Source organism: Fibrobacter sp. UWB15 (assembly GCF_900177705.1).
GTDB lineage: Bacteria > Fibrobacterota > Fibrobacteria > Fibrobacterales > Fibrobacteraceae > Fibrobacter.
This window is the reverse complement of the sequence record NZ_FXBA01000006.1, coordinates 62,158-85,026: the sequence shown is the minus strand read 5'-3', so window position 1 is coordinate 85,026 and position 22,869 is coordinate 62,158. Positions and strand designations below refer to the sequence as shown.

General features: G+C 51.4%; 24 protein-coding genes and 2 tRNA genes. 18 read left to right on the top strand and 8 right to left on the bottom strand.

The window, feature by feature from the left end; genetic code table 11:
• Positions 1 to 2: 2 nt before the first annotated feature.
• Positions 3 to 1,574, top strand: coding sequence for an FISUMP domain-containing protein (locus B9Y58_RS09870; protein ID WP_083532282.1), 1,572 nt, complete (start codon positions 3 to 5; stop codon positions 1,572 to 1,574).
• 9 nt (positions 1,575 to 1,583) lie between these two features.
• Positions 1,584 to 2,258, top strand: coding sequence for a 2-C-methyl-D-erythritol 4-phosphate cytidylyltransferase (gene ispD, locus B9Y58_RS09865; protein ID WP_233247907.1), 675 nt, complete (start codon positions 1,584 to 1,586; stop codon positions 2,256 to 2,258).
• 77 nt (positions 2,259 to 2,335) lie between these two features.
• Here ispD and B9Y58_RS09860 read toward each other — a convergent pair whose 3' ends face one another.
• Together B9Y58_RS09860 and B9Y58_RS09855 are read right to left on the bottom strand one after the other, a co-directional pair.
• Complete coding sequence (locus B9Y58_RS09860) at positions 2,336 to 2,875, bottom strand: permease (RefSeq protein WP_073055937.1); 540 nt, start codon at positions 2,873 to 2,875, stop codon at positions 2,336 to 2,338.
• Complete coding sequence (locus tag B9Y58_RS09855) at positions 2,876 to 3,067, bottom strand: ArsR/SmtB family transcription factor (protein ID WP_304529005.1); 192 nt, start codon at positions 3,065 to 3,067, stop codon at positions 2,876 to 2,878.
• An 82-nt stretch (positions 3,068 to 3,149) separates the two neighbouring features.
• Here B9Y58_RS09855 and galE point away from each other — a divergent pair, with 82 nt between their 5' ends.
• The 7 genes from galE (at position 3,150) to B9Y58_RS09820 (ending at position 9,606) form a co-directional block, all read left to right on the top strand.
• Positions 3,150 to 4,169: a UDP-glucose 4-epimerase GalE gene (gene galE, locus B9Y58_RS09850; protein ID WP_073055936.1), complete on the top strand. Its 1,020-nt coding sequence runs from the start codon at positions 3,150 to 3,152 to the stop codon at positions 4,167 to 4,169.
• A 93-nt stretch (positions 4,170 to 4,262) separates the two neighbouring features.
• Positions 4,263 to 4,335 (top strand) — tRNA-Gly (locus B9Y58_RS09845).
• A gap of 696 nt (positions 4,336 to 5,031) precedes the next feature.
• Positions 5,032 to 5,442: a helix-turn-helix domain-containing protein gene (locus tag B9Y58_RS09840; protein WP_073055934.1), complete on the top strand. Its 411-nt coding sequence runs from the start codon at positions 5,032 to 5,034 to the stop codon at positions 5,440 to 5,442.
• A gap of 6 nt (positions 5,443 to 5,448) precedes the next feature.
• On the top strand, positions 5,449 to 6,735 hold the full coding sequence (locus B9Y58_RS09835; protein ID WP_073055932.1) for a type II toxin-antitoxin system HipA family toxin: 1,287 nt from the start codon (positions 5,449 to 5,451) through the stop codon (positions 6,733 to 6,735).
• A 65-nt stretch (positions 6,736 to 6,800) separates the two neighbouring features.
• On the top strand, positions 6,801 to 7,958 hold the full coding sequence (locus tag B9Y58_RS09830) for a ribonuclease D (protein ID WP_072801320.1): 1,158 nt from the start codon (positions 6,801 to 6,803) through the stop codon (positions 7,956 to 7,958).
• A gap of 56 nt (positions 7,959 to 8,014) precedes the next feature.
• Positions 8,015 to 8,590, top strand: coding sequence for a 5-formyltetrahydrofolate cyclo-ligase (locus B9Y58_RS09825; protein ID WP_073055930.1), 576 nt, complete (start codon positions 8,015 to 8,017; stop codon positions 8,588 to 8,590).
• A 65-nt stretch (positions 8,591 to 8,655) separates the two neighbouring features.
• On the top strand, positions 8,656 to 9,606 hold the full coding sequence (locus B9Y58_RS09820) for a TrmH family RNA methyltransferase (RefSeq protein ID WP_073055928.1): 951 nt from the start codon (positions 8,656 to 8,658) through the stop codon (positions 9,604 to 9,606).
• Between the two features lie 86 nt (positions 9,607 to 9,692).
• Here B9Y58_RS09820 and pheS read toward each other — a convergent pair whose 3' ends face one another.
• The 5 genes from pheS to B9Y58_RS09795 are packed head-to-tail and all read right to left on the bottom strand — an operon-like array spanning position 9,693 to position 14,092.
• On the bottom strand, positions 9,693 to 10,715 hold the full coding sequence (pheS, locus tag B9Y58_RS09815; protein ID WP_072801315.1) for a phenylalanine--tRNA ligase subunit alpha: 1,023 nt from the start codon (positions 10,713 to 10,715) through the stop codon (positions 9,693 to 9,695).
• 8 nt (positions 10,716 to 10,723) lie between these two features.
• Entirely contained in the window at positions 10,724 to 11,362 is a 639-nt protein-coding gene (locus B9Y58_RS09810; RefSeq protein ID WP_073055926.1) for a GNAT family N-acetyltransferase, read from the bottom strand.
• A 14-nt stretch (positions 11,363 to 11,376) separates the two neighbouring features.
• On the bottom strand, positions 11,377 to 11,904 hold the full coding sequence (locus B9Y58_RS09805; protein WP_073055924.1) for a pyridoxamine 5'-phosphate oxidase family protein: 528 nt from the start codon (positions 11,902 to 11,904) through the stop codon (positions 11,377 to 11,379).
• Positions 11,905 to 11,906: 2 nt separating this feature from the next.
• Entirely contained in the window at positions 11,907 to 12,749 is an 843-nt protein-coding gene (locus B9Y58_RS09800; protein WP_073055923.1) for a fibrobacter succinogenes major paralogous domain-containing protein, read from the bottom strand.
• A 41-nt stretch (positions 12,750 to 12,790) separates the two neighbouring features.
• On the bottom strand, positions 12,791 to 14,092 hold the full coding sequence (locus B9Y58_RS09795; protein WP_233247906.1) for a toxin-antitoxin system YwqK family antitoxin: 1,302 nt from the start codon (positions 14,090 to 14,092) through the stop codon (positions 12,791 to 12,793).
• 95 nt (positions 14,093 to 14,187) lie between these two features.
• On the opposite strand from B9Y58_RS09795, the gene B9Y58_RS09790 reads away from it, so the two are divergent.
• From B9Y58_RS09790 to B9Y58_RS09750, 9 genes are all read left to right on the top strand, one after another.
• On the top strand, positions 14,188 to 14,991 hold the full coding sequence (locus B9Y58_RS09790; RefSeq protein WP_073055920.1) for a hypothetical protein: 804 nt from the start codon (positions 14,188 to 14,190) through the stop codon (positions 14,989 to 14,991).
• A 7-nt stretch (positions 14,992 to 14,998) separates the two neighbouring features.
• A complete protein-coding gene (locus B9Y58_RS09785) occupies positions 14,999 to 15,517 on the top strand; it encodes a hypothetical protein (protein ID WP_073055918.1) in 519 nt (172 codons plus the stop codon).
• A gap of 98 nt (positions 15,518 to 15,615) precedes the next feature.
• The gene (locus B9Y58_RS09780; RefSeq protein ID WP_144066153.1) at positions 15,616 to 16,275 is read left to right on the top strand and encodes a hypothetical protein; all 660 of its coding nucleotides are present in this window, start codon (positions 15,616 to 15,618) and stop codon (positions 16,273 to 16,275) included.
• 45 nt (positions 16,276 to 16,320) lie between these two features.
• Positions 16,321 to 16,404 (top strand) — tRNA-Leu (locus tag B9Y58_RS09775).
• A 116-nt stretch (positions 16,405 to 16,520) separates the two neighbouring features.
• Positions 16,521 to 17,135 (top strand): GNAT family N-acetyltransferase, encoded by a 615-nt coding sequence (locus tag B9Y58_RS09770; protein WP_073055915.1) that lies wholly within the window; start codon positions 16,521 to 16,523, stop codon positions 17,133 to 17,135.
• A gap of 81 nt (positions 17,136 to 17,216) precedes the next feature.
• A complete protein-coding gene (locus tag B9Y58_RS09765; RefSeq protein ID WP_073055913.1) occupies positions 17,217 to 18,065 on the top strand; it encodes a TIGR02147 family protein in 849 nt (282 codons plus the stop codon).
• Positions 18,065 to 19,462, top strand: a complete 1,398-nt coding sequence (locus B9Y58_RS09760; RefSeq protein WP_073055911.1) for a carbohydrate binding domain-containing protein — start codon at positions 18,065 to 18,067, stop codon at positions 19,460 to 19,462. The genes B9Y58_RS09765 and B9Y58_RS09760 overlap by 1 nt, the downstream gene beginning before the upstream one ends.
• A gap of 59 nt (positions 19,463 to 19,521) precedes the next feature.
• Positions 19,522 to 21,252 (top strand): maltotransferase domain-containing protein, encoded by a 1,731-nt coding sequence (locus B9Y58_RS09755; protein WP_073055909.1) that lies wholly within the window; start codon positions 19,522 to 19,524, stop codon positions 21,250 to 21,252.
• 126 nt (positions 21,253 to 21,378) lie between these two features.
• Positions 21,379 to 22,134: an acyl-[acyl-carrier-protein] thioesterase gene (locus B9Y58_RS09750; protein WP_073055907.1), complete on the top strand. Its 756-nt coding sequence runs from the start codon at positions 21,379 to 21,381 to the stop codon at positions 22,132 to 22,134.
• Between the two features lie 23 nt (positions 22,135 to 22,157).
• On the opposite strand, the gene B9Y58_RS09745 is transcribed toward B9Y58_RS09750, so the two are convergent.
• Positions 22,158 to 22,706 carry a carbohydrate-binding family 9-like protein gene (locus B9Y58_RS09745; RefSeq protein WP_073055905.1) on the bottom strand — a complete coding sequence of 183 codons (549 nt, stop codon included), beginning with the start codon at positions 22,704 to 22,706 and terminating at the stop codon, positions 22,158 to 22,160.
• Positions 22,707 to 22,869: the final 163 nt, after the last annotated feature.

Genomic DNA, 22,869 nt, shown 5'->3' with positions numbered 1-22,869 from the left:
ACATGAAAAAGTTTCTGATCAAGCCAATCATTGCAACCATTGCGATTACATTATTCGCATGCAGCGGCGAGGGAACAGCCTCATCTCCAGAAAACGAAACGTCAGAAACGGAATCGTCTTCTTCCGCCAAGAATTCAAGCGATTCTTCAAAGGGTTCTTCTTCCTCAGAGAATTCAAAAGGCTATTCTTCAAGCTCGCAAGGCAAGAGTTCCTCTAGTGGAGCAACATCCTCTTCACAAAATTCAGGTTCATCCAGTTCTAGCGCCGACACCAACACGACTCCCTATTCCTTTTCATACATCCACGAATGGGGAGAGACAATCATAGACCTACAAAAGATGCAGGTTACTGACAAGCGAGACGGGCATGTCTACGACATAGAAATCCAAGCGGACAGTTCCATTCACATGATCCAGCCAATCAACTACGAGATCCCGGATCAAAGTTGGTGCTTTAACGATTATGCCCCAAACTGCGAAAAATACGGTCGTCTCTACAAATGGGGCGAGACACTCAGGAACACAAATCTCCGTAGATCCTGCTCCCCCGATCTTGAGGATCCATGCCCCTCCGGATGGACATGGAACAGTAATGGAACAAAAGGATTTTACGCAGGATATCGCAACTACGATGGCGAATACTTAGGATTTGGCGAGGTTCAAATGTATTGGACTTTATCCGCTCAAAGCACAATGGAAACAAACCAGACCTGCGACGAATCAGTCTACGTTACCGAGTTTTGCAGCGACTCAACAAAGGCGTCGTGCTATTCGTCTTACGGGAAAACCCTATACAGAAATAACGCCGTCTACATTCATTGCAGATCGCTCCTTTCTATAATCATCCCCGATTCCATTACTTTACCCAAATCAACCTACGAAATTCCTAAATACGACACGACAAAAATCGCCCAGGAATACGCAGGGGCCTACGGAGAAATCATCGATGAACGCGACGGAAACATTTATAAAACCGTCAAAATTGGCGAACAGACATGGATGGCAGAAAACCTAAAATTCGCCATTGACAGCAGTTGGTGTCATAGCCACGATTGCGAAGCCAACGAGTACCTCGGACGTTACTACGCATGGGCCGGTGCAAACAATTATTCCTACAGCGATTCCATAGATTGGCCCGTTCAAGGGGTCTGCCCTGACGGTTGGCACATTCCAACCCGCGAAGAATGGGATACGCTACTTAAATACGTTCTAGACATTACTGGTGGACATTCCGTTGCAAAAGCCCTCACGACTGCACAGCCCTGGGGGGCAAGGGAACACGGCGGATATAACACTTTCGGATTCAATATTACACCCACTGGTCAAGTGTACTGCTACAACTGGCGTGTTGTGGATGAGGCTAAACATTTCAGCAACCCAGAAGTCGGAGCTTTCTTTATGGTCTCTGGCAGCGGTTCTTCCCGAACAGCCCTCAAATTCGGAAGTCCCGAAAAAAATATAGAACCGAGTTTCTACACAACCACAGGCGACACTCGCGTCTACCCCAGTATTCGATGCATTAAGGGCGAAGGTTCTCGCGGCATTCATCCAAGCGAAGAAGAAAAAGGAAACTAAAGTATGGACATGAAAGGAAAATTCGCGGCGGTACTCCCTGCGGGGGGACTCGGCAAGCGCATGGGCGGAAACATTCCCAAGCAGCTTTTGGTTCTGGGCGGCAAGCCCGTTTACCGTTACAGCCTCGAGACCTTCCTTTCGATGGATGAAATCGCCGAAGTCGAGATGGCCGTGCCCGCCGACTGGAAGGACCATTTCGAAAAAGATTTTTCGCACCCTAAACTGAAAATCGTTGTAGGCGGCGCAGAACGCTGGCAGTCCGTCGAAAACGGCGTGAATGCGCTCACGAGCAACGCCGAATATGTTCTGGTACACGATGTCGCGCGTCCGTTCATCAGTAAAGAAATCATTCTTGACGTTTGCAAGACGCTTATCGAAAAAGGCAGCTGTCTTGTGGCTAAACCTGCCGTCGACACCATCAAAATTGCAAAAGACGGATGCGTGCAGCAGACCATCGACCGCAACACCGTATGGATGGCGCAGACCCCGCAGGCGGCCTCGATTGCCTTACTGAAAAAGCTCTACGGGCGCATTGCCGCAGAGCCTTTAAACTTTACCCCCACCGACGAAGCAAGCATCCTCGAATATTTCGGCGAAAGCGTCTACATCGTGAAGGGCAACAACCTGAACGACAAGCTTACGACTCCCGAAGACTTCGAGATTTTCGCAAGCCGCGCCCGCTAAACTTTTCGCCCGTTAAACTTTTCCGACGCAAGCCTTGCAGTGACTGCAGCTCATTCCGTTCACGCGATAGAATTTGACTACAGGCCCCTCATAATGATGTTCGCCATGTTCGTGATCATGGCAATGGCATTCGCCTTCACCACCAACATGCAAAGCAGCGGATATTCGTGCAAAAACAAGAAGAAATCATCCGGAACAAAAGCCGCAATCAAGGCGCCCAGCAAAAGGCCAATCGTCAGCCACTTGCTCACATCGCCAATCATGTTTACAAAGCCGTATTCAAAAGTTTCTTTCAACTTTTGCGCAAAAGACTTTTTCTCATGCTCATCGTGATCATCATGGCCGCAGGAACAATGGTCGCCTTCACAATCGCAGTGTTCGTGATTGTGATGTTCGTGGTGATGTTCATGAGATTCGCCGATGACTGCGACGCCCGTTTCCGGTTCGTTTTTCGTGACCAGATTCGTGAATACTCCGCCAAGCATTGCCGTTACAAATGCAGCCACCGGACGCAAAATCGCAAACGTGCCGCCCAGCAGCGAATACGTCGCCAAAATGGAAAACAGCGTAATGAATTGCCAAACAAACTTTTCCAGAATTTCTAAAACAGCAGGCATTTACTTACCGTTCTTGTGCAGAATATGTGTGAGACCCGTATTGAAAATCAATCCGATATGTTCATCGTCAAGCGAATAGAACATCTTGCGACCATCGCGACGCGGCTTGACCAAGTTCGCCGTACGCAAGATTCGCAGCTGGTGGCTTACCACGGACTGTTCCATATTCAGTTTTTCGGCAATATCGTTCACCGAAATTTCGCCTCCTTTTTCTTGAAAAATTCACCCAAACACCCCTTTTTTTGTATTTTTAGCCTAAAAATTGAGGTTTTTAATGAAGATTGCAGTGATTGGTGGCGCAGGTTATATCGGCAGCCACACCATTATTGAATTGTACAAGGCAGGCCATTCCGTTGTCGCCGTCGACAACCTGGTTAATTCCTGCGACGAATCGCTCCGCAGAGTCGGCGAAATCGTCGGGCAAGAAATTCCCTTTATCAAGGCGGACGCCCGCGATGCAGCCGCCATGGACAAGATTTTCAAAGAAAACCACTTTGACGCCTGCATCCACTTTGCAGGGCTAAAGGCCGTGGGCGAATCGGTCGCCAAGCCGCTGGAATACTACGAAAACAATATGAATGCGACCTTCGTGCTGTTGAACGCCATGCGCAACAACGGCTGCAAGAACATCATCTTCTCGTCGTCGGCCACCGTGTACGGTAACCCCGCCGAAATTCCCATTACCGAAAACTGCCCGAAGGGCGCCATCACCAACCCCTACGGACAGACAAAGTCGATGCTGGAACAGGTGCTGATCGACGTGCAGAAGGCCGACCCCGAATGGAACGTGGTACTGCTCCGCTACTTCAACCCGATCGGCGCACACCCGAGTGGCCGCATCGGCGAAGACCCGAGCGGAATTCCGAACAACTTAATGCCTTACATTACGCAGACCGCAGTCGGTATCCGCAAGGAACTCGGTGTGTTCGGCAACGACTACGACACCCCCGATGGCACTGGCGTGCGCGACTACATTCACGTATGCGACCTCGCCGCAGGCCACGTGAGCGCCCTCAAGGCCATCGAAAACAAGTGCGGACTCGCCATTTACAACCTGGGAACAGGCCACGGCTACTCCGTGCTCGACGTGGTGCACGCCTTTGAAAAGGTGAACGGCATCAAGGTGCCCTACAGCATTAAGCCCCGCCGCGCAGGCGACATTGCCACCTGCTACTGCAACCCCGAAAAAGCCTACAAGGAACTCGGCTGGAAGGCGCAGTTCGGCATCGAAGAAATGTGCCGCGACGCCTGGAACTGGCAAAAGAACAACCCGAACGGTTACCGAAAAGGCTAACCCCAGGAACCGGGATAGGCTCAAAAAAATTCATTTTTTAGCCACACAATCCCTTGACACGCCCATTTTATTTAACTATAATTGGGCAACCTCGCGGGAATAGCTCAGTTGGTAGAGCACGACCTTGCCAAGGTCGGGGTCGAGGGTCCGAGTCCCTTTTCCCGCTCTAAAACGAAAAAGACACCTATATGGTGTCTTTTTTCGTTTTATAACACGGGAAGGGACCCGGCACCCTCGAAGAGGGTGCGACCAAATTCTTTTGTGGGCGAAGCCCGTGAAAAGAATTTAGGACTTTGAGCGAAGCGATAAGCCCGTCAGGGCAGCAAGTCAGCCGCGCAGCGGAGACTGACGCAGCTGTCAATCCCTTTTCCCTATACACCAAATCACATAATTTGTCTCATGCACGAAGTGCGAAGAGGCTAATTATGAGCTTGAGGCAAGCGCAGCTTGCATCGAGCCCGTAGGGTTAGACCGCAACCTTGCGCAAGCAAGGAATATTGCGGGCTAACACTAAACAACGAGGCGCACGAAGTGCATGCGAGTTGTTTAGGACTTTGAGCGAAGCGATAAGCCCGTCAGGGTGAGGAGCTAGCCGGTCGCAGACCGGAGACTAGCGACGAATCAATCCCTTTTGACGCCTACGCTTCGCTGCTTACCGCGGCGTCACTCGGTCATGACAAAATGCAAGCATTTTGTCGCGACACTCGTTTAGCACGCTTTTCCCGCTCTTTTTAGAAAAAAATAATTCACTAAATCTAAAGAATAAATGCACAATTTCTGTAACAATTCACCAAATCTAACGAAATACCATTGTTTTTAGATTCAATTTTTATTATATTCAATTTAAACAACGGGAGAAAATATGGCGATATACAAAGCACAAACCGACGAGTCCGCACTAGCCCTACTAGGGAAACGTATGGCGGCATTCCGCATAAGGAACAACTGGACACAAGCCCAGCTCGCCCAAATATCCGGAGTCAGCAAGGGAACCGTAGAACGCATTGAACGCGGCGATTCAGTCCAGGTGTTAAATCTAGTTAAGGTACTACGGGCCTGCAATATGCTCGAGACTTTCTTGAGTATATTCCCGGACGATTCTCCCTCGCCCATGCAACTTTTGCAAATGGGGCAAATCAAGAACCGTCAACGCGCAAGCTCTCCTCACAAGAAAAGCACCAGCGAAAATTCCGTCGCTGACAACTCCGCTCAATATTCAGCCGCCGAAAGCCCTGCCAAGAACAAGCCCTGGGTATGGGACGAAGACAAGTAACGCATTATGATTGCAGTCGAAGTAAAACTCTGGGGAACGACCATCGGTGCGCTTTCTATGCTCGAAGGCGAGCAAACAGCGCGTTTCGAATACGCCCCTAATCTTATCGGAGCAGGAATAGAACCTTCTCCTATAGTAATGCCCGTATCCAAGCAAATTTATTCGTTTCCACTGCTGTCAAAGACATTCCATGGACTTCCGGGACTTTTCGTAGACAGCATCCCCGACAAATTCGGCAACAGAGTCATTGACGCATGGCTTATTCGGCAAGGCCGGCTCCCCGAAAGTTTTACCGCCCTTGAGCGCCTGTGCTACACAGGGAACCGCGGCATGGGGGCGCTGGAATTTCTCCCCTTGCAAGGCCCCGATTCTCACACAGACGACTCCCTGGATATAGAAAACCTGCGAATTTTCGCCGCCGAAGTATTGAATCAACGAAAGCGGTTCTCCACAAAAAAGCTCAGCAAAAAAAACACAAAATCCTTCGAGAACATTCTCCGGGTAGGAACCTCCGCTGGAGGCGCCCGCGCGAAAATCCTCATCGCCTATGACGAAGCAACTGGCGAAATGCGTTCAGGCCAGGTGGCCACAGACGCGAACTTCGGCTACTGGCTTTTAAAACTCGACGATGTGGAACAAAACGGCGACAAGGAAAATGCAGACCTGTTTGGGTACGGCGCGATTGAATACACTTACTCGCAAATGGCCAAGCTTGCCGGTATAGACATGACCGAATGCAAGCTGTACGAATGCGCCGGACACAGGCACTTTATGACCCGACGGTTCGACCGACTGCCGGGCGGGAAAAAGATGCATTACCAGTCGCTATGCGGCCTTGCCCATTACGACTTCAACATGCCCGGCGCCTACAGCTACGAACAAGCCCTGAACATCATCAAGCTGCTAGGCCTCGGCTACGACGCACTCGAAGAAATGTTCCGCCGTGCGGCATTCAACATCTGCGCCCGCAACCAAGATGACCACGCCAAAAACATCGGGTTCTTGATGGACAAAAGTGGAGCGTGGAAACTCGCTCCCGCATTCGACATGACCTACGCCTACAATCCGCAAGGTCTATGGACCGGCACTCACCAGATGACATTCAATGGCAAGCGAGACAATTTCTCGCTAGACGATTTCAAAGCGGTCGCAAAATTTGCAGGACTGCGACAGGGGCGCTATAAAAAAATTCTCGATGAAGTCAAAAGCGCCGTCACCGAGTGGCCCAAACTTGCAAAGCAAAACGAAGTCCCAACAAGAATCATCCGCGCTATTGCGGCTGCGCACCGGTAAATTTTTTCCGCAAGATTAAGCAAGCCCCCCTTTACCCAAAAATTTTATTACATTTCACCCTACCGATGCAAGACGAGAAATACATACTGGTAGATAGCGAAGAATCGCTCGCGAATTTGCTCGCGGATTTGGAGCTGTACGAAATGGCCGCCGTCGATACCGAGGCGGATTCCATGTACCATTATACCACCCGTCTTTGCCTGATCCAGATTACTATCGGCGAGCACCATTACATTGTGGACCCGCTGTGTGGGCTTGACCTTGCCCCTTTGTTCAAGGCCCGCGCCATGCAGACGCTCATTTTCCACGGCGCCGACTACGACTTGCGACTGCTGTGGCAGACTTACGGATTCTCGCCCAAGCAAATTTTCGACACCATGCTCGCGGCAAAGATCCTGGGCGAAGATCACCTGGGCCTTGCGGACTTGGTCCGCGAATACTTCGGCGACGAACTCAAGAAAGAAAACCAGCGTGCCGACTGGACCACGCGACCGCTGCCGCTCGAAATGTGCGAATACGCCATCCACGACACGTTCTACCTGCACGAACTCTGCGCGATTCTCGTAGAAAAGTTGCAGGAAGCTGGCCGCATGAGCTGGCTTACCGAACAGTGCGACGCCTTGATCGAACATGCCAAGCATCCCGCCCCGCAGAGAAAGGATCCCTGGCGCGTCACTGGCTCCGCTCCGCTTTCGCCGTGCGCCCTGAACGTGCTCAAGTTCCTCTGGGAATGGCGCGAAAACCAGGCCCAGGAACTGGATCGCCCGCCCTACAAGGTGATGCCGGTGGAACTGATGCTCGCCATCGCCCGCCGCAGCGAAGCGAACTTCCCGACCGTGGACTTGGAAAAGTTGCCGAAGCTCCCCCGCAATTTCCGCGACGAGCGCCTGGATTCGTTCGTGAACATGCTGCAGACGGCCGTAGCCGTGCCGCAATCGGACTGGCCCGAAAGACTCCCCAAGGCCCCGCCCCCGCCGGTGGTGCCGAACTCCGACCTGCTTTCGGTGCTCAAGACCTGGCGCGACCTTAAGGCAGAGGAACTGGAACTCGACCCATCGCTCTTGGCCAACAAGGCGCAGCTCATTTGGCTAGCCGCTCCGGGTGACATGCCCTGGGAGGCCCGCTACGAAGAGGCGCACCTCATGAACTGGCAACGCGCCCTGTGGACTGAAATTTTGCAACAGAACCTGCCCAATGCAAAGCGCGTAGGCGACCCCGACTAAATTTTTTATAACTCACCTTAACCGCCCGCTACTGGACAAATCCCCGCAGGCATACTATGGAATCTATACTTCTCGTTTCTGCCTTACTCCTTTTGATTTTCGGCTCCCGGCCGCTTTTCGAGATGTTGCGCAAAAAGCGCGACGGCGAAGAACTTATCGGAAACCCGTGGGAAGAAGTCCACGCCATCAAGGGTTACAGGGAATCACGCAAGGTGGCGGCGTTCTACCCGCTCACGGGCGAACCGAACATTATGCCGATTATCAAGCAGCTCGCCGACGAAGACCGTCTGCTGCTCCCCCGCTGCACGGGCCCCACGACCATGGAATTCTGCCACGTGCAAAGCCTCAAGAAAGATTTGGTCAAGGGCAAGTTCGGCATTATGGAACCCCGCGGCGACATTCCGGCCTACGAAGGCGACTTCACCGTGTTCCTGGTTCCCGGCACCAAGTTCAACCTGACCGGCGAACGCTGCGGACACGGCAAGGGTTACTACGACCGCTTTTTGGCAAAGCACCCGAACGCCCACAAGGCAGGCATCGCGACTCCCAAGCAGATTAGCGTGGAGCCGCTCATGCAAAAGCTGACCGACATCAAGATGGACCAGATTATCATTTGTAGGGAAAAGCCCTAAGACAGAACGTCGTTGCAAGCACGCCGTGCGAAGCAATCCAAGGAAAATTTTTAAAAGGAAGAAACATGGCTTTCGACAAGAACAAAGAAACTGAATTCGGCATTATCCGCAACAACTTCAAGGACCGCGAATCTCGTGACGGTTTTGAACGCCGCGACGGTTTCAAGTCGCGCGATAACTTTAAACCGCGCGACAGCTTCGAAAAGCGCGAAGGTTTCACACGCCGTAAAACCGATGGCGACCGCCGCGTGAGTTTTGGCGATCCCGATGGCGCTCCGCAAACCGCTATCGGCGGCATCCGCGAAGTGACCGACTTGCTGGAACGCAGCCCCATGCAGGTGCACCGCGTGCTCTTTATGCACCAGTCGGGCAACCCCAAACTCTACGAGCTGCAAAAACTCGCGAAGCGTGCCCATGTGCACGTGCAGCAGGTGGATTCCAAGGTTCTAAATACTTATACGACGCAGCACCACGGCGTGGTCGCCCTGTTGAACGAAAAGGAACTCCTGGTTTGGGAAGATATCCGCGAAGAATACTTTGCCGCCAAGCAAAAGGGCGAACGCAAGCTGATTGCCGTGGGCACCAACATCGAAGACCCGCGCAACCTGGGCGCCTGCATCCGTAGTGCGCTCGCCCTGGGCGTAGACCTTTTGATGCTCCCGGCCAAGGGCATGTGCGGCATTACGCCGGCTGTCGCCCGCTCTGCCGCAGGCGCGCTCGACAAGATGAAGATTTGCCGCCCGAACAACCTGGAAGCCGCCGTCGGCGAACTCAAACTCGCAGGCTACCAGATTCTGGGCCTCGATGCCGACACCGAGACGAACCTCGCCGGCTTTGAATTCAGCGACCAGGCGGTCATCGCCGTCGGTGGCGAAGACGTGGGCCTCCCGCCCTTCATCCGCAAGCAGTGCGACGCCGTACTCCGCATTCCGATGATGCCCGAAGCGCATTCCTACAACGCCTCGGTGGCACTTTCGCTCGGCCTGTACGAATACGCGAGACTACGCATCAAGTAAGCGACTCGGCTATTCGCCAAAAACAAAACGATTTAATACAAAAAAAACGGGCCGCACGGTCCGTTTTTTCATATTTATCGTCTAAACTAGAACTGGCTCAGGAATCTCTGGTCGTTGCTGGTCAGCAAACCGATTTCCGGAATCGCGTGGCGCAGCATGGCGATACGGTCGAGACCGAAGCCGAATGCAAAGCCCGTGTACTTCTCGGAATCGATGCCGCAGTTCTTGAACACGTTCGGGTCCACGGAACCGCAACCGCCGATTTCCATCCAGCCGGTTCCCTTGCAGCGACGGCAGCCCTTGCCACCGCAGAACACGCAACTCACGTCCATTTCGGCGCTGGGCTCCGTGAACGGGAAGAAGCTCGGGCGGAAACGCGTCTTGACACCTTCGCCGAACAGTTTGTTCATGAACACCTGGAGCACGCCCTTGAGGTCTGCAAAGCTGATGTTTTCATCCACCACCAGGCCTTCGCACTGCTGGAACATCGGGGCGTGGGTCGCATCGTTGTCGACGCGGAACACGTGGCCTGGAGCAATCATGCGGAAGGGCGGCTTGTGCGTTTCCATGTAGTGGATCTGCGTGCCGGAAGTATGCGTACGCAGCATCACCTTGTCGTCCACGTAGAACGTATCCTGCATGTCGCGGCTCGGATGGTCGGGCGGCGTATTGAGCGCCTCGAAGTTGTACCAGTCCGTCTCGATGTCGCGACCGAAGTCCACCTCGAAACCCATCTGGCTAAAGAAGTCGATAATCTCTTCGCGCACGTCGTAGAGCGGATGCGTCGAGCCCGCCGGGATGCCTGCACCCGGGAGCGTGGTATCTACAAAGCCGCTTTCCAGCTTCTTCTGGAGGGCAGCCTGGTTCGCGGTCTCGATAGCCTTGTCGATTGCCTCGGAGACGGCGACCTTAAGTTCGTTCACGAGCTTGCCGTAAGCCGGACGTTCCTCGGCGCTCAAGCTACCCATCTGCTTCATGAGGTCGGTGACGGCCCCCTTCTTGCCCAGGTACTTCACGCGGAGGTTGTTGACGGCTTCTTGGTTCGTAAGGTCGGTCTGCGCAAGTTCTGCGTCAAACGCCTGCTTCACATTGTTAATAGCTTCACTCATAGTGGCCGTTAATTTAGAATTTTTTTCATGCTCCAGCTGCCGATTTTCCGGCCGTTGTGCTCAATTTCGCATTCGTGAAAGACCTCGTAGCCGCGTTTGCTGTAAAAAGCGAGGTTTTCCCGGGAATTCGTAAAAAGAGCCAACTGCTTGCCGCCACGCTCCCGCACGTACTCTTCCATATAAATTAAAAACTGCGAGCCGACACCCTGCCCCTGCGCAGACGAGTCCACCTCGAGCATGCTGAGATACCAGATGTCCGGTCCTGATTTCTGAAAATCGTGGCAGGGCTTGCTGGCGTTTTCGTCCATAGCTATGAATCCGTTGATATCGCTCCATTTCGTATTAAGGTACACACGCCAGAAACCGTGTATAATGTATTGGAATGCGGAAGGTTTCTTGAAGCCAGGGGCTTCCAGTGTTGCGCGTGCAACCAGCTTGCCGTCCCGATGCGCCGCCAACAAATCAGCCTTTCCATAGCACGTTTTTAGGACGCATTGCATAAAAATCTGCAGTCCATTTCGGCTTTTTTCCCTATCAGGGAAATAGAGCGTGACGTAGTCATAATCTTCGTACGCCCGGGCCATAATTAGGCCCGCTTCGTCGAGTTCTTCGCGAGTCTGTAACCCGAATTCAAGTTCTGTTGCCATATAGAGATTCCCTTCTATTCCGACTTCGCTTTCCCGGTAAAATTCGTGCTTGTTATCTTGAATACGGTCACGGCGGCGGCCTGCGCGGGCGTGAATTCGAACTCGTGCGGGGAGTGCATAAACGGCGCCGAGCCTGAGGCGTGCAGAGCACCTGCTGCTTGCCGTTCCATCAGGAGCGAGAGCCCGCGGCATTTTTCGGCAACATCCTCGACAATTTCGGCCTTGCCCTGCCCGACGACGCTTGCGTAAAAGCGCCCGCTCTTGCAATAAACATCTTCGTGAATCTCGATGCGGTTCTCGACGCACATGCTAAACGCCACGTTCGGATTCTTGAGGATGCAGTCGAGCTTCTTGCCGACATGCGCACAGTGGAAATACAATTCCAGTACACCATCCATCAAACTATACCCGAATGACATCGGAATCACGTAGGGCATGCCCGCATCCGCATCGTCCACCATCGCAATGTGGCATGTCGTGCACTGCTCGATAATCTTCGCGATGTTTTCGTCGCCTAAAACTTCACGGTCTTTGCGTCGCATCTCTAATTCTTCACGCAGCGAATTGCGTGTCCATAGTTTCTGTCAATGCTTGTCAAGAACGACTCGTCTCCGTCAGAATAAAGGAGCATAAGGGATACCATATAGGGATCTTGCTGGAGCCCGTTCTCTTCTCCCAAAGAGTTTGCACTCCAGAAATAAGCGTAATTATCGTATTCGAATACGCCCTGCTTATAGCGTCCTGTGGGCACAGCCGAGAATCCAATGCCGTCGATTCCCTCGCCTCCAAGGTTCCATCCGGTTTTAGCCTTCAGCATCATGCCCGCCAACGAGTCTCCGCCCGCTTCGGCAACGAGTGCGCGCCATTCGTCGTTGATCGGCAAATGCCAGCCGCTCGGGCAGATTCCCTGCAGCTTTTCCGGAAGCGAGCACACCTTGCCATAACCACATTCCTGCGGGTTCTCGGCATCGGCGGCAAGTTTCACCGAATCAATCGCAGCAGACCAAACATACAGGCGACCCGCTGCTGCGCAATTCTCAGGTTTATTATCATAGCACCAGCTACGTCCCAAAAGGCTCGGTGTATTTACGCTATCCGAGTAATTCAAATTTTCCGCCATCCACCAAAGGTCACCGATTTTCACGGTCTTATATGTTTGTCCATCACGATCGTCTTTCAGGCTCCCGTATTCGCAATTATCTTCGGTTTTTGTCTTGCACGAAAGACTGTCCAGGTGACTGGAGAGTGAGTCCTCTTTTTGTTCTACAGACGAAGATGAGATCTCTTTGCTGTCACTGGAATTTTCGTTCACGCTTGTCGATGACGAATCGTCACCGCACGCAGCAAGGAAGATAGTCACACAGAACGCGACAAGAATCTTTTTCATAAGGGCCTCCAATTATTCCCAAAGGATTTTTTCAAATTTAATTATTCCCCCAGCAAATGCATAATCACAGGACGGTTTTTACCGGCCTCAGTCTTATGGATTGTTAACTTACCGGTGCTGTCGTAACTGAACTGTTCGCCCACGCGCTCCCCGTTCACGAAAGTGAGACTGTCGCGAAGCACGCCGCTCTTATACCAGTTACGCATAATTCCGTTGCGTTTTGACAAGCCGTCTTTCGGGTCTACTTTCCAGAAACATTCGCTCGCAAGCCGCCCACCCATACTGTCCGGGAAAAAGCTGCGACTTTCTGCAATCTGCCCATTTTTCCAATATTCCTCGTAAAGCAGCAAGCGTCCCGGCTTTATGTAGCGAATCGTCGCTGGGAACTTTCCTATACTTTGTTCAAAACCGTCACTTAGAGCCAAGTTGCTGCTGTCAAGTACACCGTCAATTCCACCCACATACGAAGTCTCGGCGCAGAATATGGACATGTCACCTTCGCAAGTCCCATAAACCACGCCAGATTCACTCAAGTTACACTCTCGAACCACATTTCCCTGTTCGTTGAACCATCGCCATACGGAGTCTCGTTTCCCTTCCGCATTCCAATGTTCCTGTTTCATAGGGGTTCCGTCAGCCCTGTAATAAGTCACCGTTCCAATCAGAGCACTATCCATTTTCCCAGCACCTTTACCCAGCACACCACTCACACGTACGCGGCCAGTTCCACAGTTCAACGAATCTACCGTTTCACCATAGCTTTCATAATACAAGGCAAAAGGACCATCCAATTTTCCGTTCCTGCAGGTAAATTCCTCAAGCAAGTGACAATCCTTCGAAAAGCGCTTCAAGTACGTGACACCCCGGGTTTCGGCCGAAACAATTTCTCGCTTCGGGTCCCATTTAGCATGGCAGTTTCCCTCCTGTTCCAGAGCCCCGTTATCAAACCACTTTTTCCAAACTCCTACCGCCAAGCCTTCGTCACTGTAATGTTCTTCAAAAGCCCTTTCGCGATTGTAATGCCAGCCTTCCCAGTCACCTACGGGGTGGTCATTTTCGTAGTAACGGTACGCCTCGGTCTTTTTATCGCTAAAAAGCGACGTCCACTTGCCATCTTTAAGTCCTTTTTTGTAATGGCCAAGCAAGGCCACATCGCCAAAGCCCGTCCAACGCTTAAAGTCCCCGTGTGGCACGCCGTCCTTGTACGGGATTTCCAGTTCCTTGATGCCGTCGGTGTACCATTCGTTTCTCTTGAGAATTTCACCGTCGGGGTACACCCATATAGAGGTCTTTTTGGCCCCATTCGCATGTTCCGCAAGCACCTGCTCTTGGGCTCGCTCCACAGTACACCCCAAAAAAAGCGCACAAACCGCCAAAAACATCAACAATCGGAATTTTTTCATAGCTATCAAAGTATAAAAAAGTTAATTTCTAAAAAATGCTTGAGTTTAAGAACAAATCCATTGCCGATACCTTTAACGCCAGAATCCGCTCCCCCTGGGCGTGGGTAGTATTGGCTGTAGCGATCGGGCTCACCATTCTGTTCTATTTCTCTCAAAAACCGCAGATTATCATGTATTCCCGTTACATCAAGACTCTGTCGGATTACCAGCTTCAAGAATCTTACGCCCTGCGCGGAATGGAACGAGTACGTATCGGTTACGGAGTCGACACCGTCTTCGTGCAGGCGCAGACCATGAACCTACGAGAGATCGCCGTTTCCTTCTCCCGTGAAATGGACGAAATCCAGCGATTAGGCATCAAGGCGCCATCCCGTTCTTCCGTCGAGCGTTTCGAGCGCGAAGTGCTGGCGAAAGTTTCAAGCATGCGCCGCTATGCGGCAAGCCGCCACCAGTGGCTTGAAAAGTTGCAAGCCGTCAACAACCAAGCAGCAGGTCTCCCCGCAAATATCCAGATTCCTGTACGCAAGCTTCTGGATTCCGCACGGGCCGGCTACATGGTCGGCATGACCGGCCTCGGCGAAAATATTGTCGGCGCCATTCCCGATTCCACTAAAGAAGCCATTCTCGCCCTGCTCCAAGAAAACGAAGAACAGGCTCTCGCCTGGAGCCGATTCAACAACGAACTGGCCGTCATGTACAGCGAAGACATGATTCATTTCTTCCAGAGTCAAAATATCGAAGAGATGTCGCTAAAGTCTAAAATACCCATGGCATTTTACTTCTTGACTCTAGTACTGATGCTTTCTACCTTCTTCTTTATTTTTAAGTCAAAGCAATAAGGAACTCATGCGATTCTTTACTTCTAGAAAACCCGCTCTTCTGAATTTTTCCTTGCTGCTGATTTTTTTGGCAGGATGGCTTCTGTCATACCTGATGCCCGCCCTCAAAGGCCTGCTGCAAGAAGAACATCTGTTCTATGGTACCGTTTCGCACGCCGCCATCCCGAGCATTTTCGGCGGAAGCAACGTTCCTTTTTTTGACAAGACTATTTTCCAGATTAACGGCGACGACCAAGTCAACTTTATTCTGTACGCCTCAAGAGACATCCTCGACAGCATGTCCGAATGGTACAGTTTTGCAAGCCGCAACGCAGGCGACGTGCCACTTGAAATTTCGGCAAGCCGCGTCAATGACCGCACGTTCATCGTACACAGCATGTCTTCTACCGACGGCGAAATAGACTTCGATACGCTCGTCATTGATTACCAGGTTTACTACGCCTTTATCGGTTGCGCCCTTGTGGGGTTCCTGGCAATATCGTCCCTGACACTATTCATTTTGTGGATCGTAAAAAAGAGACGTTAATGGCAAGCGGTTAGGACATGACAAAGCGACTTATCCTTCTTCTGCTGGCTACAACATTTTGCTTCGCAAACCCGGCATCGGACACCCTTACTGTACACATGAAGCGGCCTATACAAGGCTCCGTCATGTTCCCGGCAACAAGCCTTTCGAGCGACATGCCTGTAGGAGTCTGGAGAGGCATAAACAAAAAAGCTACGGCCGGAACTATAGTTTGGTTTCATGGCGGCATGACCAGCAACAATTGCCAAAAAGGACTTGTAGCCGGCGGCGCGCTTTCAAAAATGATGCCGGACTACGCCATCGTCAGCGCTTCGGCCTGCAAACAAAACCATTGGGCCGAGCCTGCTACCATCGCAGCCTTAGACGACGCCCTGGACAGCCTCGCCAAGCGCCTGAAAAAAAACATAGAAGAAATTTCGCTGGTCGGAATCTCGGACGGATCCTTAGGTGTTATCGCCTATAGCCTCTGGGGCAAACGCAAAATCAAGAACCGCATTCTCATGAGTTCATACGGCGAAACCCTCGGACCGGCAGCACAGGTCGCAGCGCAGGCTCCGCTTAAAACGGGGCGCTGGAGATTCATCCAAGGGGGCACCGACCGACTGTACCCCTCAGAAAAGACAGTCCCCTGGATTCAAGAGTTCTGCCAGAATGTAGGCACCCAGTGCGACCTCAAGTTTGACCCGCAAGGCGAGCACGACTGGAGCTACTGGCAAAACAAGCGGAAAGACTGGATTTTGGAGATTTTTTCTAAATAACCCTTGACAAATAGGGCAAATTTTTCAAAATTTGGCTTACCCCACGCGGATGTGGTGGAACTGGTAGACACGCTAGATTCAGGTTCTAGTGCCTGCAAGGGCATGAAGGTTCAAGTCCTTTCATCCGCACTGAAAAACCGCCGGATTCGTCCGACGGTTTTTTATTTTCTCCCACCGCCCACTTCCTACTGTCTACCGCCTACTTCCTACTGCCCACTTCCAACTATTTACTACATTCCCTTTCCATGGATAACTTCGAAGACTTTTTCACGGCAACATTCGAAACGGCCACACTAGCCAATAGCGTAGTGACGCTCAAGGGCGTGCGTGAAAACTCCGAAGGTTCCACCTCGGCAGAATCGATCATGCTGGCAATCGAAAAGTCACGAACGCACCTGACCGAGTACCTCCCCTGGATTCGCGACACTGACGTTTTCGACATCAAAAAACGCATCCGTTCCTGGGTACTGAACGAAAGATTCGCCCAAGGCGGCTGCTGGCTGATCTTCAAGAACTCCGAAAGCGAAGTCTCGGCGGGTCCTGCGTCCCCCATGGCAGGTGCTATCATGATGGACGTAAAGCTTTCGAACCGTTCCGCCACCTTGAGTTACTGGCTTTTTAAGGATTATACAGGCCAAGGACTCATGACCGAATCTGTAAAATTGCTTTCGGCCTACGCATTTGCCACCCTCAAGCTGAACCGACTGGAACTTTTGGTATCTGTACACAACGACAAAAGTACCGCCGTAGCCAAGCGTTGCGGGTTCAAGGAAGAGGGCATTTGTCGCGATTTTGAGCTAATAGACGGGAAATTCGTGGATCACAGGCGATTCTCCCTCCTAGCTCGCGATGTTTACTAATGGTTACAATGGTTACTCGGGTAAACGAGAAACTTAAAATATATTTGTTTTTCTAGGGTCATTTCTTCTATTTTTTTGAGTATGGAAAATGGAGAAAAGCAAAAACTCGTAGAACCGGATATCCTGCAGTACACGAATTACAGGGTATTCTTGCGTGATTATTACGAGTATAAAAAGAAAACCTCGACCGCGTTCAGCTTGCGGTTCTTTGCCGAGAAGGCAGGGCTTTCTAGCCATGCCCATCTAAAGCTCGCAATCGACGGCAAGCGCAACATTACCAAAAATACGGTCACCAAGCTTATTCACGGTCTGGGACTCGAAAACCAGCGCGCTGCTTACTTCGAAAGCCTCGTGTTCTTCAACCAGGCACAAAACGACACCGACAAGCAGATTTACTACGCCCAGCTCATCAAGGCAAGCCCCCGTTCCAAGCTGCACAAGATGGACAAGGCCCAGTTCCGTATTTTTCAGGAATGGCACCATTCCGTAATTCTTGAGATGGTAGGGCTCAAGGATTTCCGCCCCATTCCTGACCAAATATCCAAACGTCTTCGCGGGCTCATTACGCCCGCACAGGTCACCGAATCACTCCAGTTACTCTTGGAACTGGGACTTTTGGTCAAGACCGCCAACGGCTACCGCCAGCGTGACCCCATGATCACCACCGACGATGAAGTCCAGGACATGATGGTCAAAATGTACCATTTCCAGATGCTCAAGCTGTCGGCAACCATGCTTGCGGACCTTCCGGGTCCAGAAAGGGATGTTTCTGCGCTCACTTTTGGAATTAAGCGCTCAGATTTCCCTAATTTGAAAAAACATTTACAACTAATGCGAAAAGAACTACTAGATTTCTCTGCAAAAGCCGGAGAAGCAGAAGATGTTGTGCAAGTCAACATTCAGCTCTTCCCCTTGACCCGAGGAGTGTGATGAAATTCTTTTTGTCCATAGCCACGATTGCCGTATACACCACTGCGTTTTTGTCTTTGGTAGCTTGTTCTAACGACAAGTCTATGGCTGGTATTGAAATTGGAAACCCGACTCTTGCCGAAGGCGATACGACAGCGACAGATACGACCGCCACGGACACATCCTCGACTAAGGACACTACCGCCAAGGATACCACAGTCAAAGACACCTCGACTAAGGACACCGCCGTTAAAAAGCAGCCAGCTCTTCCGCTGGTCGCCGACTTCTCTATCGACTATTCCGAAGTGAATTCCAAGGCTCTCGCCAAGGAAGCGGACAAGGACGAACCGATTCTGCTGGATACCTTCTCGCTGGTACTCACCCAGCTGCGTTCTTTCTCTAGCTACTATTATACAAGCTTGACAGTAGACCCTGTTGCCGGATTGCAGCTGTGGCCTTACGAAGATTCTCCTGACGAAACCCTTGAAATTTCCTTTACTCAAGGATCCTCTATTGAAGATCCCTTCAAGGACATTGACCTGAATGAAGAAGGCTACCTAAAGGAAATGGGCGTTGGATTCAGCCCCAACGAAACCATGGCCATTTTTGGCCGCATCCTGATTGACAACAAGTACGTTCCCTTCGTTTACAGCCTTTCAAATTTCCAAACGCTGATGTTGCGTTACCATTACTCGCAGATTGACACTGCGGGCGGCAAGGCGAACTTGTCTGTAGTCTTCCGCGTCAAGCTGTTCACCGACGGAATCGATTTCAGTTCTGTCGAGGTTGGCGAAGATAGCGTCATCCACATCGACTCCAAGTACAATTCAGCCTTGTGGAACGCCATGAACAACCGATTCGTAACAAGTTTCCAGCCACTGCGTTACGACTACACCACCGTTGCAGGCGAAGCTCATTCCGAATATGTCTTTGACATTTGGAAGGGAATCGCCGCCAAGAAGGGCCAGAACACCATCATCAACGGCAACTTCGCATCGCCCTTTACCACCGACTGGATTTTGATGAAGCAGTTCGGCGGACGGGCTGACACGACGGTGATTATTGAAAAGGGCTCCAACGAACGCATTATGCAGGTAGACGTCACGACAGGCGGCAAGCATTCCTACAGCGTGCAGCTGATTCAAGAAAACGTGGCCCTGATTGCCGGAGTCCAGTACCAGTGCGTGTTTACCATCTGGTCCGATGTCGAAGGTCAAATCACCGCCCGAATTGGTTCGTACAACACCTACGAAACTGTCGGTTTCCAGGAACATGTCGATGTGCATACCACGGGTCAGTCTGTCGGAATTACCTTCACTCCGGAAGTCAACGACCCCTTCGCTAGATTCGAACTTAACCTTGGCGGTTCCGAACGGACCTTCTGGATTAAGGAAGTCAAGGTCTTAAGAATCAACTAAAAACAAAACGCATTTAAAGGCTCGCCACGGCGGGCCTTTTTTGCTAAATTTTAGTTACTATGGCTACTATTCCTACCCGTAAAGACAATCTCGTCATCGAAAACATTCGCCCCCAGATCGAAGGCGGGCGTTTTATGCTCAAGCGTGAACCGGGCGACACCGTCACGCTCACCGCGGACATTTTCCGCCACAGCCACGAAAAGTATGACGCGGCGATTTTCTACCGCCACGATTCCAAGAAGAAATGGGAAAAGGCTCCCATGCACTTTGTCGATAACGACCAGTGGGAAGGCTCCTTCACGGTCAACAACATCGGCTACTACGAATACAAGATTTGCGCCTGGACGATCGAGCCCAAGGATGAACCGACTGAAAGCCCGGTGATGAAACTCCGCGTGGACCCGTCTTACGCACGCATCGGCACTTGGTACGAAATGTGGCCGAAGAGCCAGGGCACAGACCCGAAGAAGAGCGCTACCTGGAAGGATTGCGAAAACCAGCTGGACTACATCGCAGGCCTCGGTTTCGACACCGTTTACCTGGTGCCGATTCACCCGATCGGTGTCACGAACCGCAAGGGCGCCAACAACGCCTTGCACGCCAAGGTGGACAAGAAGGGGAAGCCCTTGGAACCGGGTTGCCCGTACGCCGTAGGTAACAAGAACGGCGGCCACTACGACGTGGACCCCGAACTTGGAAGCATGAAGGATTTCGAACACTTCGCCAAGGCCGCACGCAAGAAAGGCCTTCGCTTGGCACTCGATATCGCGCTCAACTGCAGCCCCGACCACCCGTACGTGAAGTCGCACCCGGAATGGTTCTACCACGAACCGGATGGCAGCATCAAGTTCGCCGAAAACCCGCCCAAGAAGTACGAAGACATCTACCCCTTCGACTACTATAACAAGAACTACAAAGCGCTGTGGAAAGAAATCGAGAACATCATCTTGTTCTGGGCAGACAAGGGCATCGAAATTTTCCGTATCGATAACCCGCACACAAAGCCCTTCCCGTTCTGGGAATGGCTGATTGCCGACGTCAAGGAAAAGCGTCCGGAACTCGTGTTCCTCGCCGAAGCGTTCACCCGCCCGAAGATGATGCATCGACTGGCAAAGTCCGGCTTCGATATGAGCTACACGTATTTCGCCTGGCGATCTGCCAAGTGGGAATTTGAACAGTACCTCAAGGAACTTACCCAGAGTGACGCGAAGGAATACATGCGCGGAATCTTTTTTCCGACGACTCCGGATATCTTCCCGAAGTACCTCGCCTACAAGGGCCCGAACGCCTTCAAGCAGCGCTACTTCTTAGCCGGTACGCTCAGCAGCCTTACGGGCATGTACAACGGCTACGAACTCTGCGAAAACATTCCGAGCCCCATCAAAGAAGAACTGCAGGACAGCGAAAAGTACCAGTACAAGGTTCACAACTGGACAGGCCCCGGCATTCAGGACTTCGTGCGCCGCGTGAACACCGCCCGTCAGGAACATATCGCTTTGCAGGAATACGACAACCTCGACTTCCACTATTGCGCCAACGACCAACTGATGGTGTATTCCAAGAAGTCCGGCGAAGACGTAATCCTCTGCGTGTGCAACATGGACATGGACAATGCCCAGGAAGGCATGGTGGAACTTGACATGGCAAAACTTGGACTGAATCAAGACGCCTTCTATTTTTTGAAAGACTTGATTACCGACGAAAGCTTTGTCTGGCGCGGCAACAAGAACTTTGTTCGTCTCGACCCCAATAAGGCTCCTGGCCACTTGCTGGTGCTGAAGAAGATCTAAAAAAAGTGGAATGTGAAATGTATGATGTGGAGTAATATCCTCATACCTAATAAACACAGAACTCCGTACGTATAAAATATTGGAAGTTGTACCCGCAACTTCCTTTTTTCTTTATATATTAAAGGCATGATTGACATTTATTCGCTTGCTAAGAATCCGCTCGTTTTCCAGAAACAGCGCACCATCACTTCGGCCTACATTGACGTTTCGGGCAAGATGGGCATTGCGCAGACCGTGCTTATGGTGCAGGACAACTTCACCGAGAATTTCGGCACACTCAAGATGGACAACTTCTGCGTCAACGAAAAAGGCGGCTATTGGGCCATCACCAAAGCGAAGTTTAAATTTTTCCAACGCCCCTATTGGCGCGACAAGGTGGTGACCACATCGTTCCCCGCCGACAGCGCTCCCATCCGCACTTACGAAAACACGGCCGTCACGACAGTCGAAGGGGAACCCATCATTCTCGCCGTGCAAGAAGCATGCTGCCTCGATCTGGAACGCCACCGCCCTATGAAACTGGAAGCCGTAGACTTTCCGGCAGAAGGCGCTCCGGAGCACTTTATGGACAACAAATTCACAAAGTTCCCTGTAGAACCCGATGAATACCAGGAAGTGTACCGCCAGAAGGTGTTGCCGCAACACATTGACATGTCACACCACATGAACAACATCGAATACGTGAAGCTTGCCCTGAACGTATTCAGCGCCGCCGACTTGGAACTTTGCATCCCCGCGATGCTCGAACTGCATTTTTTGGGAGAAACCCGCGAAGGCCAGGAAGTCAAGATTTTCCGCGCCGACAAGATGGGTGCAACCTACATGAAGATTGAAGACGACACCGGTCGCCAAGTCTTCGAAATGAAAACCAAGATGAAATAACCGCCGAATTAAAATTCGCGAAACTAAAATTCTTGGAAAAATTCAGGCCGGTGAAAATCCGGCTTTTCTGTTTCTATCGGGAACGCACTCAGATAATGGGGCGTCTTTGATTTATCGGCACACTTATAAAGATTGCCTTTTAAGGAAACGCCATCAAAACTTTTTAGACCAAAGATTGTTGCCGGAATCTGAACCGTCACGCCCCAGCACACCAGGTTCCCGGCAACGCTAGCAAGTTCCTTAGTACGAACAACAGAATCGATTTCCTGCTGCGAAAGTTTGGTGCGGGAATGACGATCGGGACCATGGGCAGCAAGCAAGTAGCCTCGGCTCGTAGTTTCGAAGTTAAAGTATTCGGCCGGATTCGCCGGGTTCTGCAAGAAAATTTCGACGCAGGAATCTTCCCAGCTGGAACCGTTGTCTTCCATGACTTCGGCGCGGAAACAGTCCGAAGGTTCTTCCACTGAAAAACGGACCGTAAAACAATCCGAAGAAGGTTCACATTCGGCAAAAACCGTCGGAAGAGCTTTTCCCTGGTTTGCCACCCAGTTCATATTCGGTTTCAAGAGCATATTCAAAAGGTAGTAAAGTGATTAAAACAGTGTTTTAATCACTGATTTAATCACTCCCCAGATTTTCACATTCACAGAAAACAGCGCTTTTTGAATCAATTCCTCGATTTCATAAAAAGTGGCATGTTTTTTGCAAAACGGGATTGCTTCAAGAAAAGCAAAA